The sequence below is a fragment of the Castellaniella sp. genome (assembly GCF_034007085.1).
Classification (GTDB): domain Bacteria; phylum Pseudomonadota; class Gammaproteobacteria; order Burkholderiales; family Burkholderiaceae_B; genus Castellaniella.
The window spans coordinates 1-13,651 of the sequence record NZ_JAVERO010000053.1 but is presented as its reverse complement, the minus strand read 5'-3'; the positions used below and the strand labels follow the sequence as shown (position 1 = coordinate 13,651).

Here is a 13,651-nt window from a genome sequence, read left to right as displayed (position 1 = left end):
CACCTATCGGCCCTGAAGGGGCAGGGGGTCGGTCCCGTGCTCAAGGCCGTGGATGCCGCGCATGCCGCCGCCTTTGCGAAGCTGTCCACGCCGAAACTCACCCGCACCCTGAGGGCGGCCGTGGAACAGCAGCCGCCACCGCGCAAGGGCATTTTCCGCCCCAAGATGCGCTATGCCCACCAGGGCGGGCAGAATCCTCCGCGCATCATCATCCACGGCAATGCCCTGGACGCAGTGCCCGATTCCTATCGCCGCTACCTGGAAGGCCAATTCCGCGACGCCTTCAAACTGGCCGGCACGCCGCTGTCGGTGGAATTCAAGTCCTCGCATAACCCCTACCTGAAGGATGAGTCGTGAGCACGCTCTGGAGCGATCACATTGCCGGCCTGGTGCCTTACGTGCCGGGGGAACAGGCCCGCATTCCGAACCTGCTGAAACTGAATACCAACGAAAATCCGTATGGTCCATCGCCCCGGGCGATCGAGGCGATGCGTGCTGCCCTGTCGGATGAACTGCGCTTGTATCCCGATTACCAGGCGCTGGACCTGCGTCGTACGATTGCGGACCGCTATGGTCTGGCGCCTGATCAGGTCTTTCTGGGCAATGGGTCCGACGAGATTCTGGCGCATGTGTTCAATGCGCTGTTCCTGCGGGGGGGGCGGCCGCTGTGGCTACCCGACGTGACCTACAGTTTCTACAAGACCTACTGCCGCCTGTATGACGTGCCGCACCGCTTGATTCCGCTGGACGGGGATTTCGCCTTGCGGGTGGCGGATTACACCGGGCCGGCCGATCCGGAGCCGGCCGGAATCATCTTTGCCAATCCGAACGCCCCGACTGGCCTGGCCCTGTCGCTGGACGAGATCGCCGCCATCGCGCGGGCGCGCCCCGACAGTGCGGTGGTCGTGGATGAAGCCTATGTGGATTTCGGTGCCGAATCCGCTGCTGCGTTGATCGGGGAATATCCCAACGTGCTGGCGGTTCACACCTTGTCCAAGTCCCGTTCTCTGGCGGGCCTGCGGGTGGGTTATGCTCTGGGGCGCGCCGACCTGATCGCTGGGCTGGTGCGCTTGAAGGACAGCTTCAATTCCTATCCGCTGGATCGCGTGGCCCTGGCAGGTGCGCAGGCCTCGATCCAGGATGAAACCTGGTTCGATCATACCCGGCGCGCTGTGATCGATGCCCGCGAACAGCTGGTGCAGGATCTGCGCGGCCTGGGGTTCCAGGTGCTGCCTTCGCAGGCCAATTTTGTCTTTGCCCGCCATCCGGGCCACGATGCGGCCGAGATCGCCGCCGGTCTGCGCCAGACCGGTATCCTGGTGCGGCATTTTCGCATCCCGCGCATCGATCAGCATCTGCGCATCACGGTAGGCACGCCGGAACAGTGCGCGCGCCTGTGCACCGCGTTGCGTGTGTTATTGTCAGCCTAGGTCTGACAGCGCTGCAATGCAGCAATATTCAAACGCATTAAAATAGATCCTCCACCATAACTTCAATAACCGGAGTCTCGTCCATGAGCAACAAAGGGCAAATTCTCCAAGACCCGTTCCTGAATGCCTTGCGCAAGGACCATGTGCCCGTCTCGATCTATCTGGTCAATGGGATCAAGCTGCAGGGTCAGGTAGAATCCTTCGACCAATACGTGGTGCTGCTGCGCAACACGGTCACCCAGATGGTTTACAAGCACGCTATTTCCACCGTCGTGCCTGCCCGCCCCGTTTCATTCCAGGTGGATGGCTCTGCTGAATAAGCGGCCGCTGCCTGCCTGTCCGCCCGCCGTGTGCGTTGCACAGGCGGGCATTCGTTTTGTGGACGGCGTGCAGGCCGCGATGTGGGCATCATGAAATCACTGGTCATCAGTGTGGATCTGGGCGAACCCGACTATCAGGCCCACGCCGAGGAATTTCTCATGCTGGCCAGCGGGGCCGGGGCCGACATCGTCGAAGTCCTTACCGCCCGGCGCAGTCGGCCGGATGCGGCGGGGTTCATTGGTTCGGGCAAGATCGAAGAGGCCGCTGCCCTGGTCAAGGCGACCGGGGCGCAGGTCGTGCTCTTCGATCAGGCGCTGACCCCGGCTCAGCAGCGCAATCTGGAACGCCACTTCGAAGTCCGCGTCGTGGACCGGGTGGCGCTGATTCTGGACATCTTCGCGCTGCGCGCCAAGAGCCACGAAGGTAAACTGCAGGTCGAACTGGCCCAGTTGCAGCACCTGTCCACCCGCCTGACCCGGATGTGGACCCACCTGGAACGCCAGCGCGGCGGCATCGGCGTGCGTGGCCCTGGTGAATCACAGCTGGAAACCGACCGGCGCCTGATCGGCCTGCGCGTGCGGGCCCTGAAAGAACGCCTGAACCGTGTCCAGCGCCAGCGCCTGACCCAGCGCCGCGCCCGGGTGCGTGGCAAGACCCTGTCGGTGTCCCTGGTCGGCTATACCAATGCAGGCAAATCCACCTTGTTCAATGCATTGACCCGTGCCGATGCCTATGCGGCCGACCAGCTTTTTGCCACGCTGGACACGACGACCCGTCGCGTCTGGATCGAAGGCGCCGGCCAGGTCGTCGTGTCCGATACCGTGGGTTTCATCCGTTCCCTGCCGCCCATGCTGATTGCCGCCTTCCGGGCCACTCTGGAAGAAACCGTGCATGCCGACCTGCTGCTGCATGTGATCGATGCATCCAGCCCGCAGCGCGACGAGCAGGCCATGGCGGTCAATCAGGTCCTGCACGATATTCAGGCCGACGAAATCCCGCAGATCCTGGTCTACAACAAAATCGACGTGGCTGGATATGAACCCCGGGTCGAGCGAAACGAACATGGTACGATTGCGCGAGTCTTTGTCAGCGCCCTGCAACGCAGCGGGCTGGACGGCTTGCGGCAGTCGATCGTTGAATTTGGTGGGGAGCCTACGGGAAACAATGCGTTTGATGAAACTGTTCAACCTGAATGATCCGGGCTGGGGGCGGGGCAACCAGAACCAGAACGATGATCCGCGCGGCAAACCCGACCCGTCTGCCGGGCCCCCGGACCTGGACGAGGTCTGGCGCGATTTCAGCAAGCGCCTGAATGGCCTGTTTGGCCGTCGCCCGGGTGGGCGCGGCCCCCGCTCGCCGTCGGGTGGCGGCCTGCCGCCCCTGCCGGGCCCTTCTCCCCGCTTCGTGCTGTTGCTGGTCGTGGCAGCGGTGCTGCTGTGGCTGGCCAGCGGCTTTCTGATCGTCCAGGAAGGCCAGGTGGCCGTCGTCACCCGGTTCGGGCAGTACGTCAAGACGCTCAATCCCGGTCTGCAATGGCGCCTGCCTTATCCCATCGAGGCCGCGCAGTCCGTCAATATCGCCCAGTTGCGCACGTTCGAGGTGGGTTTCCGTGGTTCGGCACGCAACAAGGTTCTGTCCGAATCACTGATGCTGACCAACGACGAGAACATCGTTGATGTGCAGTTCGTGGTGCAGTACCGGCTGTTGCCCGACGGCGCGCCTGCCTATCTGTTCAATACCAGCCAGCCAGATGAATCCGTGCGTCAGGCAGCCGAGACCGCCATGCGCGAGATCGTCGGACGCAAACCCATGGATTTCGTCCTGTATTCCGGTCGTACCGAGGTCGCGTCCGAGGTCCATTCCCTGGCGCAGTCCATTCTGGACCGCTACCGGACCGGGATTCAGATCGCCACGGTCGCCATCCAGAACGTCCAGCCGCCCGAGCAGGTCCAGGCGGCTTTCGATGACGCCGTCAAGGCTGGGCAGGATCGTGAACGCCAGATCAACGAGGGCAATGCCTACGCCAGCAAGATCGTCCCCGAAGCCGAGGGCCAGGCAGCCCGCATGATCCAGGAATCCGAGGGCTACAGCGCCCGGGTCATCGGCCAGGCGCAGGGCGACACCTCGCGGTTCGACAGTATTGCCGCCGAATATGCCAAGGCGCCTGGCGTCACGCGTGAACGCTTGTATCTGGAAACCATGCAGGACATCCTGAGCGACAGCGCCAAGGTCATGGTCGATGCCTCGGTGGGCAACAATATGCTTTACCTGCCGCTGGACAAGATCATGGGCCAGGCCGCGCGCGAAGCCGGCGGCGCGGCGTCATCGGGTTCGCACGACAGCGGGGCTGCGGGCGGGTCGGCATCGGCTGCTGCCGGGGCCGCCCAGGCTGCCCAGGGCCAATCGGGTCCCAGCCGCGTGCCGCAGCGCGGCGTGCCGGCCGGCCTGGACAGCCTGATGACCAGCCCGTATTCGAACTAGGAGCCCAAGATGCAACGCTTTTTTCCTGCCCTGGTCGGCCTGGTCGTGCTGGTTGCGGTGCTGTCCTCGTGCATGTTCGTGGTGCGCGAGCGCGATTCCGCGCTGCTGTTTGCCCTGGGTGAAGTCCGCGAGACCATCACCAAGCCGGGCTTGTATTTCAAGTTCCCGCCGCCCTTCGAAAATGTCGTCTACCTGGACAAACGGCTGCAGACCATCGAAACGCGTGACCCTGAACGCATCCAGACCGCCGAAAAGAAAAATCTGCTGATCGATTCGTTCGTCAAATGGCGCATCGCCGATCCACGGCAGTATTACGTCACCTTCGGGGCCAACAGCAATGCTGCCGTCGAGCGCCTCCAGGCGCAGATCCGCGACGCCCTGAACGCGGCCGTCAACGTGCGCACCGTCAAGCAGGTCGTCTCAACCGACCGCGACACCATCATGAAGGAAATCCAGACTGCGGTGGCGCGCCGCGCCCAGCCCTTGGGGGTGGACGTGGTCGATGTGCGCCTGCGTCGGATCGATTTTGCCCCCGAGATCTCCGAATCCGTCTACCGGCGCATGGAAGCCGAACGCAAACAGGAAGCCAATCGCCTGCGAGCCAGTGGGGCGGCTGACAGTGAACGCATCCGTGCCGAAGCCGATCGCAAGCGCCAGGAAATCCTGGCCAAGGCCTATGCCGAATCCCAGGCCAAGCGCGGCGAAGGCGACGCCACGGCGGCTGCCATCTATGCCAAATCCTACGGCCAGGACCCCGAGTTCTACAGCTTCTACAAAAGCCTCGAAGCCTACCGATCGGCCTTTGCCGACCGCAACGGCACGCTGGTCCTGAGCCCGGATTCGGATTTCTTCCGCTTCTGGGATCGCGTCCGGGGCGCCAAGCCCGCTGCGCGTTGAACGAGGATCGACAGACCATGATGTCAAGCTGGCTGTTGCCGGAAAATCTGTCGGACGTCCTGCCCGCCGAGGCGCGCCGCATCGAGGAATTGCGCCGCGAATTGCTGGACCTGTACCGGACCTATGGTTTCGAGCTGGTCGCGCCGCCCATGGTGGAATATCTCGATTCCCTGATGCCGGCTGACGACGAGGCCCTGCGTCTGCGGACCTGCAAGCTGGTGGATCAACTCTCGGGCCTGACCATGGGGGTGCGCGCCGACATCACCATCCAGGTCTCGCGCATCGATGCCCATCTGCTCAACCGCGAAGGCGTGACCCGGCTGTGCTATTGCGGACCGGTCGTGCATGCGCGGGCGGCGGGCCTGCTGTCGGACCGGGAACTGCTGCAGATCGGCGCGGAAATCTTCGGTCATGCGGGGGTGCAGGCTGATCTCGAATCCATCCGCCTGGCGCTGGAATCCGTCCGCCGGGCCGGCGTGCGCCAGCCGCGCCTGGATCTGAACCATCCCGGGGTGGGGCGGGCGCTGGTGGATGCCGACCCGGCTCTGGCCGAGGCGGCCGACAAGGTCTTCGACTTGCTCAGCGCCAAGGACGTGCCCGGCCTGGAGGCCCTGTGCGCCGAATCTGGCGCGCGGGCCGACACGCTGGATGCGCTGTGTGTCCTGACGGCCCTGTATGGCGATTTGTCCGTGCTGGATCAGGCCCGGGCGCGCCTGCCCGACTTGCCGGCCTTGCGGGCCGCGCTGGATGGTCTGCGGACCTTGTGCGCCGCGCTGCCGGATGCTCCGATCGCGCTGGATCTGGCGGACATGGGCGGGGGCTATGGCTATCATTCCGGTGTGATGTTTGCCATCTACGCGGCGGGCTGGCACGATGCCCTGGTGCGGGGCGGGCGTTATGATGGCATTGGCCGAAAATTCGGCCGTGCTCGTCCGGCGACCGGATTCAGCCTGGACCTGCGCAAGCTGTCTGCAGGCCTGCCCGATGCGCAGCCAGTGCGGGCCATTCGCGCGCCCTGGTCCGACGATCCTGCCCTGGCGCAGGCCATTCGCGAACTGCGTGACCAGGGGCGTGTCGTGATCCAGTCCTTGCCGGGCGAACCCCAATGCCCGGACGAATTCTTCGTGGATCAGGAATTGGCCGCCACTGGCGACGGCTGGGCGCTGCGGCCGCTGGATGGCACAGCCTGAAGGCTGTGCCGCGTACCCGCGTCGATGGTATACACTAACCCGTTTCCCATGGCGGCATTTCGTCGCTTTTTGACAGACTTATGAGCAAGAACATCGTCGTGATCGGCACCCAGTGGGGTGATGAAGGCAAAGGCAAGATCGTCGACTGGCTGGCTGAATCGGCCCAGGGCGTCGTGCGTTTCCAGGGTGGTCACAATGCTGGCCATACCCTGTGGATCAATGGCCGCAAGACCATTTTGCGCTTGATCCCGTCGGGCATCATGCATCCGCACGTCACTTGCTACATCGGCAACGGCGTGGTGCTGTCGCCCGAGGCCCTGCTGGCCGAAATTGGCGAACTGGAAGCCGCCGGGCTGGATGTGCGCTCGCGCTTGCAGATTTCTGCCGCCTGCCCCTTGATTCTGCCGTACCACGTGGCCCTGGATCAGGCCCGCGAGGCCCGCAAGGGCGAGGGCAAGATCGGTACGACGGGGCGGGGCATCGGTCCCGCCTACGAGGACAAGGTCGCGCGCCGCGCCTTGCGCGTCCAGGATTTGTACGATCCGGCCGTGTTCGACGAAAAGCTTGCCGAAGTCCTGGACTATCACAATTTCGTGCTGACGCGTTACCTGGATGCAAAACCGGTAGAAGCCGCCCAGGTGCGCGACCTGGTCATGGCCCAGGCCGCGCAACTCGAACCCATGGTGGCCGATGTGTCCAGCAATCTGCACATTGCGCGCCGAGCCGGCCACACCCTGCTTTTCGAAGGCGCGCAGGGCACGCTGCTGGACATCGACCACGGCACCTATCCCTTCGTGACCAGCAGCAATTGCGTGGCGGGCGCGGCTGCGGCGGGTTCGGGCGTCGGGCCCCAAGCCCTGGACTACGTCCTGGGCATCGCCAAGGCCTACACCACGCGGGTCGGTTCGGGGCCGTTCCCGACCGAATTGCTGGATGATACCGGGCTGCGCCTGGCCACGGTAGGCAAGGAATTCGGCTCAGTCACGGGGCGTCCGCGTCGTTGCGGCTGGTTCGACGGCGCGGCCATGAAACGTTCGGTCATGATCAACGGTTTGACGGGGCTGTGCATCACCAAACTGGACGTGCTCGACGGCGTCGAACAGCTCAAGATCGGTGTGGGCTACCGCTACAAGGGCAAATTCCTGGATGTGCTGCCCTATGGCGCCCATGCCGCTGCCGAAGCCGAACCCGTGCTCGAAGAAATGGCCGGGTGGTCGGAATCCACGGTGGGCATCACCGAATACGACAAGCTGCCCGTCAATGCGCGCCGCTACCTCGAACGCATCGCCGAGGTCTGCGATGTGCCGATCGACATGGTCTCGACCGGTCCCGATCGGCTCGAAACCATCGTCTTGCGTCACCCTCTCCAGGGCTGATACGCCGGACAAAAACAAAACCGCAAGTTCGCTTGCGGTTTTTTGATCAGCCAGAGATTTTCATACGAACGGGGGAAACACCGATGAGCATGCCGCCGAGCACCGAACGCGACCTCTGGGTCAGTTGGGAGCAGTACCACGGTCTGATCGAACGCCTGGCCTTGCAGGTCCATGAGTCGGGCTGGGTCTTCGACAAGATTCTCTGTCTGGCGCGCGGCGGGGTGCGGGTGGGTGATGTGTTGTCACGCATTTACGATCTGCCGCTGGGGATCCTGGCGACCAGCAGTTATCGCGAGGCGGCGGGCACGGTCCAGGGGCAGCTTGACATTGCCCAGTTCATCACCATCACGCGCGGCACACTGGATGGCCGAGTCCTGCTGGTTGACGACATGGTGGACACAGGCCTGACGTTTACCCGGGTGCGTGATCATCTGCTCAAGCAGTTTCCTGGCATCACCGAGCTGCGTACGGCGGTGCTGTGGGTCAAGGGGCATTCGCAGGTGCGGCCCGACTACCATGTCGAACATCTGCCGACCAATCCCTGGATTCATCAACCCTTCGAGGACTACGACAGCCTGCGGCCGCATCAGCTGGAAGCCTGGATCCGCAAGGGGGTGCGCACGGCGTATCCGGATGGGCAGTCGTGACCCCGGATTCAAAGCGGATGACGGGTGGTCGGTGGCCTCGTCCCATGGTTTCGGCGATATCATGGTGATAGTCATGCCATCCGATTCATGTTAGAATCTTTCGTCTAATCAGAAATTTTCCTTTAACTTCACCGTGGGCGCACCGCTCTTTGGCTTTGGCGTTCACGCACCTGACAGGCTATCAAGGATTTACATGCCGATTGTCCGCCTCAAAGAAAACGAGCCCTTCGAGGCTGCCCTGCGGCGCTTCAAGCGCACCATCGAAAAGACCGGCCTTCTGACCGAGCTGCGTTCGCGCGAGTTTTATGAAAAGCCCACTGCCGAACGCAAACGCAAGCGCGCAGCCGCCGTCAAGCGCCACTATAAGCGCATCCGCAGCCAACAACTGCCGCCGCGACTCTATTGATTGATTCCTGATTCCTTCATCCAGGAACTGCTCGCGCGCGTTGATATCGTCGACGTTGTCGGCCGGTACGTCAAGCTGCGCAAAGGGGGCGCAAACCTGCTGGGTTTGTGCCCCTTTCACAATGAAAAAACGCCGTCGTTCACCGTCAGCCCGACCAAGCAGTTCTATCATTGCTTCGGCTGCGGCGCGCATGGCACGGCGTTGCGCTTCCTGACCGAGCATACCGGGGCCTCGTTTCCAGAGGCTGTGCGCAGCCTTGCCGCCAGCGTCGGCATGACGGTGCCGGAAGATGTCCGCAGCCCTCGCCAGCGCCGTGCCGATCGCGAACGCCGGGACGAGGGCCTGCGTCAGCACCACATCCTGGAGCAGGCCCAGACGCATTATCGCGCCGCCCTGAAACAGGCGCCGGAGGCCATTGAATATCTCAAGCGCCGGGGCCTGAGCGGCGAGATTGCCGCGCGTTTCGGCCTGGGTTGGGCTGGCCGCGAACGGCGTGGGCTGGCGGCGGTCTTTACGCACTACGAGGATCCTGCGCTGCTGGAATCGGGGCTGGTGATCGAGTCCGACGATGGCCGCCGCCATGATCGGTTCCGCAGCCGGGTCATGTTCCCGATCCGCAACCAGCGAGGTCAGCTGGTTGGATTTGGCGGTCGCCTGATCGAACCGGGCGAGCCCAAGTACCTGAATTCCCCGGAAACCAGTCTGTTTTCCAAAGGCAACGAACTCTATGGGCTGCACGAGGCGCGTGCCGGCATCCGTGCCGAAGGCTGCGTCCTGGTGGTCGAGGGCTACATGGATGTGGTGGCCCTGGCCCAGTATGGCCTGAACAATGCCGTGGCCACACTGGGGACGTCCACGACGCCAGAACATCTGCGCAAGCTGCGCCGCGCCAGTGATCGCATCGTCTTCAGTTTCGATGGCGATCGTGCCGGACGCAAGGCGGCCTGGCGGGCCTTGCAGGCCTGCCTGCCCTGGGTGGCCGAAGACGTCTCGATGCGTTTCCTGTTCCTGCCAGAGGGGCATGATCCGGATTCCTACGTGCGGGCCCATGGTGTTCAGGCGCTGCGTGCCTGCCTGGACGAGGCCCTGCCGTTGTCGCGTTTCATACTCGATGAACTGGCGCAGCGCCATAATCTGGAAGAAGCCGAGGGCCGGGCCGCTTGCGTGCATGAGGCCCGGCCGCTGTTCGCACAGATGCCCGAAGGTGGATTTCGCCTGCAGCTGGAACGCGAATTTGCGCATCGCGTTCGCCTGACGCCCGAGGAACTGGCTCAGTTGCTGGCAGCCGCGAGTCCAGCCCCCGGGAATCCGGGGGTATCCCGGGGGCTGGAACATCCAGCCCCGCAGGGTGGTTCGTCGGGCGGCGGCATGGCTGCTGTCGCGCGATCTGATCGCTCGGTGGCTGGCCGCCCAGAGGCATCGGGCGCAAGCCCATGGACAGAGGGCGGGGATCCGGGAACGGACCCGAACGGCCTGCCACCCTGGCTGGACGGAACGCCGCCGCAGGCTCCTCGGAGTGCAGGGCGGCGCTCGCGCCGGGGCGGTGGGTCGCGTCAGGTCACCCCCATGGCGCGGCGCTTGTTGCGGCTGCTGTTGGCACATCCGGCGCTGGTCGCGGGGCTGGGGGATCAGCAGCTTGAATTATTGTCCCATCATCCCCATCTGGGTCTCGTCAGGCAATTGATCGGTCTGGCCAGCACATGCGGTGCCACACACGCGGGAGCGCTGCTGCAGGCGGCCGATCCAGAGTCCGACCTCGCACGGGCGATCCAGGATCTGTCCTCCGAACTGCTGGCAGGGGATCTGCCCGACCCGCAGGCCGAATGGGATGATGCGTTGCGGCTCATCGAACGACAGACGGTGCAGGAACAGTGCGATCGTTTGATCGAATCCGGGCTGGCGACGGAAGAAGACCGCCGCCGCTATCAGGAACTCAGCCGCCGCCTGGCCCGGCTGAAGGCGCGATGATGCTGGGCCAGATCGTGTCGCATCCGCCAAGGCCCGGCCTTGTGCGAGGCGTGCGGCAGGGGCGTGGCGCTGTGGGGGGTGCCACGACCTGCTGGATGCAGTAAACTATATGGTTTTCAATAAGTTGTCGCGTATCGTGGGACAACCTGCGCTCCACCCTTACGGAATCCACACATGACCCAAGGAACTGGCAAGGCCTCTGCGGCCGCCAAAAAAACGACTGCCAAAAAAACCAAGGCCGAAGGCGTCGCGCCCGAAGCCGAGGTGAAGTCGGCCAGGGTGGCTGCGGTGCCCGAGGCCGTCGCGGCGAAAAAGACCGCTCGCAAGACGGCCGCCAAGAAGGCATCGGCTGACAAGCCGGCTGCGGCTGTCAAGAAAGCATCCGCTGACAAGCCGGCTGCGGCTGTCAAGAAAGCATCCGCTGACAAACCGGCTGCGGCCGCCAAGAAAGCATCGGCTGACAAGCCGGCTGCGGCCAAAAAGGCGGCGAAGAAGGCCGCTGCAGAAAAGCCGCGTGCGCCCAAGGCTGCGCCTTCGGGACGCAAGCCTGGCCGTCCGGCCAAGAATGCCGGCAATGACGGTGGCGATTACGTGGACGACGATGTCGAGGACGGCGAGGTCATTCCCGATCTCAAGCCATTGCCCAAACGCGGCGGCAAGCGTGCCAAGGGCGAAAAGGACAGCCCGTCTCGCAGCCAGATGACGCCCGAGGAACAAGAAGCCCGCCGCAATCGCCTGAAGATCCTGATCAAGCTCGGCAAGGATCGCGGCTACCTGACCTACGGTGAAATCAACGATCATTTGCCCGACGATCTGGTCGACGCCGAGGCCATTGACGGCATCATCAGTACGTTCAGCGACATGGGGATCTCGGTCTACGATCAGGCTCCGGATGCCGAGACCCTGCTGATGAGCGATAACGTGCCCACGGCCGCCAGTGACGACGACGTCGAAGACGAGGCCGAGGCCGCTCTGACCACCGTGGATTCGGATTTCGGCCGCACCACCGATCCGGTGCGCATGTACATGCGCGAAATGGGTACGGTCGAACTGCTGACCCGCGAGGGCGAGATCGAGATCGCCAAGCGCATCGAGGACGGCCTCAAGCACATGGTCATGGCCATCGCGGCGTGTCCGACCACGGTCAATGAAATCCTGGAACACGTGCGCCGTGTGCGTGACGGTTCCGCGCAAATCGACGAAATCGTCGATGGCCTGGTCGACGAAGAAGGCGAGGACTACGCCGGTTCGGGGGTGACCTCGGACGAGGACGATGGTCCGGCCGGTGGCATGAGCAGCAAGCAGCTTGAATACCTGCGCACCAAGGCGCTCAAGGTATTCGACGAAGTCGAGGTCTGGTTCGACCGGATGCGCGTGGCTTTCGAATCCGAGGGCTACCGCTCGGCCGCCTACGTTCAGGCGCGGGAGGCCATCCACGGACAGCTGATGGGGGTACGATTCACTGCCAAGATGGTCGAACGCCTGGCCGATGCGCTGCGCGCCCAGGTCGCCGAAGTCCGCGCCCAGGAACGCGCGGCCATGGCGATCTGTGTGACCCGTGCCGGCATGCCGCGCAATCATTTCATCAAGACCTTTCCTGGCAACGAAACCAATCTGGACTGGGTGGACGCAGAAGTCGCTGCTGGGCACGACTATTCCGAGACCCTGGCGCGTTATGCTCCGGCGATCCAGGAAGTCCAGCAGAAACTGATCGAACTGCAGCGCAACGTGGTGCTGCCCCTCAAAGACCTCAAGGACGTCAACAAGCGCATGGCCACCGGCGAAGCCAAGGCCCGCAAGGCCAAGCGCGAAATGACCGAGGCCAATCTGCGTCTGGTGATTTCCATCGCCAAGAAATACACCAATCGCGGTTTGCAGTTCCTGGATCTGATCCAGGAAGGCAACATCGGCTTGATGAAAGCCGTGGACAAATTCGAATACCGGCGCGGCTATAAATTTTCCACCTACGCCACGTGGTGGATCCGCCAGGCCATCACCCGTTCGATCGCCGATCAGGCGCGCACCATTCGCATCCCGGTGCACATGATCGAGACGATCAACAAGATGAACCGGATCAACCGCCAGATCCTGCAGGAAACCGGCGCCGAGCCCGATCCCGCGACCCTGGCGCAAAAGATGGACATGCCGGAAGACAAGGTTCGCAAGATCCTGAAGATCGCCAAGGAACCGATCTCGATGGAAACTCCCATCGGCGATGACGACGATTCCCACCTGGGCGACTTCATCGAGGACACGGGCACGGTGTCGCCGTCGGATTCGGCGCTGCATGGTTCCATGCGCGATGTCGTCAAGGAAGTCCTGGATTCGCTCACCCCGCGCGAGGCCAAGGTCCTGCGCATGCGCTTCGGCATCGAAATGAGCACCGACCAGACCCTGGAAGAAGTCGGCAAGCAGTTCGACGTGACCCGCGAACGCATCCGCCAGATCGAAGCCAAGGCCTTGCGCAAGCTGCGTCACCCCAGCCGCGCGGACAAGCTGAAGTCCTTCCTCGAAGGGCAGTGATCCGGGGCGATTGCATCGATGCCCGCCGAAAGGGGCTGCCTGCGGGCAGCCCCTTTCATTTTGTGTCCTGTGGTACGCCGTTGCGGACTGCCGTCATTTTCAGCTTGCGGTACAGCGTGCTGCGGTGAATGCCCAGGCGGCGTGCGGCATGACTGATATTGCCCTGGGATGCATGCATGGCCTGCTCGATGGCCTGGCGTTCCAGCGCGCGCAGCTTGGGGCTTGTTCTGGGTGCGCTGGATGATGCCGTCGGGGCGTGGGCAAGCGGCCCGGCGCCATTTGGCTGTGTGTCGGATGGCGTGATGTCCCCAGGCAGGTTGCCGGCCAGGACGGGGGCGTTTCCGGGATACTGGCAGCGCAGCCGGCGCAGCACGCTGAACAGTTCCCGGTAGTTGCCTGGCCAGTCGTGGCC

Annotated in this window: 12 protein-coding genes and 1 pseudogene; 12 read left to right on the top strand and 1 reads right to left on the bottom strand. The window is 63.6% G+C overall.

Annotated elements, in window-relative coordinates:
* From RBR29_RS06610 to rpoD, 12 genes and pseudogenes are all read left to right on the top strand, one after another.
* A pseudogene (locus RBR29_RS06610) lies at nt 1–357 on the top strand (ribosome biogenesis GTPase Der); the annotation flags it as partial.
* A complete protein-coding gene (gene hisC, locus RBR29_RS06605; RefSeq protein ID WP_320348171.1) occupies nt 354–1,430 on the top strand; it encodes a histidinol-phosphate transaminase in 1,077 nt (358 codons plus the stop codon). The pseudogene RBR29_RS06610 and the gene hisC, both read left to right, overlap by 4 nt.
* An 83-nt stretch (nt 1,431–1,513) precedes the next feature.
* Nucleotides 1,514–1,750 (top strand): RNA chaperone Hfq, encoded by a 237-nt coding sequence (gene hfq, locus RBR29_RS06600; RefSeq protein ID WP_320348170.1) that lies wholly within the window; start codon nt 1,514–1,516, stop codon nt 1,748–1,750.
* 90 nt (nt 1,751–1,840) lie between these two features.
* Entirely contained in the window at nt 1,841–2,947 is a 1,107-nt protein-coding gene (gene hflX, locus RBR29_RS06595; protein ID WP_320348169.1) for a GTPase HflX, read from the top strand.
* Nucleotides 2,916–4,232, top strand: a complete 1,317-nt coding sequence (gene hflK, locus RBR29_RS06590; protein WP_320348168.1) for an FtsH protease activity modulator HflK — start codon at nt 2,916–2,918, stop codon at nt 4,230–4,232. The genes hflX and hflK overlap by 32 nt, the downstream gene beginning before the upstream one ends.
* A gap of 9 nt (nt 4,233–4,241) precedes the next feature.
* Complete coding sequence (gene hflC / locus RBR29_RS06585) at nt 4,242–5,129, top strand: protease modulator HflC (protein ID WP_320348167.1); 888 nt, start codon at nt 4,242–4,244, stop codon at nt 5,127–5,129.
* A 20-nt stretch (nt 5,130–5,149) separates the two neighbouring features.
* Nucleotides 5,150–6,319 (top strand): ATP phosphoribosyltransferase regulatory subunit, encoded by a 1,170-nt coding sequence (locus RBR29_RS06580; protein WP_320348172.1) that lies wholly within the window; start codon nt 5,150–5,152, stop codon nt 6,317–6,319.
* Between the two features lie 80 nt (nt 6,320–6,399).
* Nucleotides 6,400–7,695, top strand: a complete 1,296-nt coding sequence (locus RBR29_RS06575; RefSeq protein WP_320348166.1) for an adenylosuccinate synthase — start codon at nt 6,400–6,402, stop codon at nt 7,693–7,695.
* Nucleotides 7,696–7,778: 83 nt separating this feature from the next.
* Entirely contained in the window at nt 7,779–8,342 is a 564-nt protein-coding gene (locus RBR29_RS06570) for a phosphoribosyltransferase (RefSeq protein WP_320348165.1), read from the top strand.
* Between the two features lie 193 nt (nt 8,343–8,535).
* Nucleotides 8,536–8,748: a 30S ribosomal protein S21 gene (rpsU, locus tag RBR29_RS06565; RefSeq protein WP_043681943.1), complete on the top strand. Its 213-nt coding sequence runs from the start codon at nt 8,536–8,538 to the stop codon at nt 8,746–8,748.
* Entirely contained in the window at nt 8,749–10,716 is a 1,968-nt protein-coding gene (gene dnaG, locus RBR29_RS06560; RefSeq protein WP_320348164.1) for a DNA primase, read from the top strand.
* A 174-nt stretch (nt 10,717–10,890) separates the two neighbouring features.
* Nucleotides 10,891–13,239, top strand: coding sequence for an RNA polymerase sigma factor RpoD (gene rpoD, locus RBR29_RS06555; protein WP_320348163.1), 2,349 nt, complete (start codon nt 10,891–10,893; stop codon nt 13,237–13,239).
* Between the two features lie 55 nt (nt 13,240–13,294).
* Here rpoD and RBR29_RS06550 read toward each other — a convergent pair.
* A partial coding sequence (locus tag RBR29_RS06550) for a helix-turn-helix domain-containing protein (RefSeq protein ID WP_320348162.1) occupies nt 13,295–13,651 on the bottom strand: 357 nt, incomplete at its 5' end.

Coding starts and splice junctions, on each gene's coding strand:
- hfq (WP_320348170.1), top strand. CDS start 1,514: ATGAGCAACAAAGGGCAAATTCTCCAAGACCCGTTCCTGAATGCCTTG.
- hflX (WP_320348169.1), top strand. CDS start 1,841: ATGAAATCACTGGTCATCAGTGTGGATCTGGGCGAACCCGACTATCAG.
- hflK (WP_320348168.1), top strand. CDS start 2,916: ATGCGTTTGATGAAACTGTTCAACCTGAATGATCCGGGCTGGGGGCGG.
- hflC (WP_320348167.1), top strand. CDS start 4,242: ATGCAACGCTTTTTTCCTGCCCTGGTCGGCCTGGTCGTGCTGGTTGCG.
- RBR29_RS06580 (WP_320348172.1), top strand. CDS start 5,150: ATGTCAAGCTGGCTGTTGCCGGAAAATCTGTCGGACGTCCTGCCCGCC.
- RBR29_RS06575 (WP_320348166.1), top strand. CDS start 6,400: ATGAGCAAGAACATCGTCGTGATCGGCACCCAGTGGGGTGATGAAGGC.
- RBR29_RS06570 (WP_320348165.1), top strand. CDS start 7,779: ATGAGCATGCCGCCGAGCACCGAACGCGACCTCTGGGTCAGTTGGGAG.
- rpsU (WP_043681943.1), top strand. CDS start 8,536: ATGCCGATTGTCCGCCTCAAAGAAAACGAGCCCTTCGAGGCTGCCCTG.
- rpoD (WP_320348163.1), top strand. CDS start 10,891: ATGACCCAAGGAACTGGCAAGGCCTCTGCGGCCGCCAAAAAAACGACT.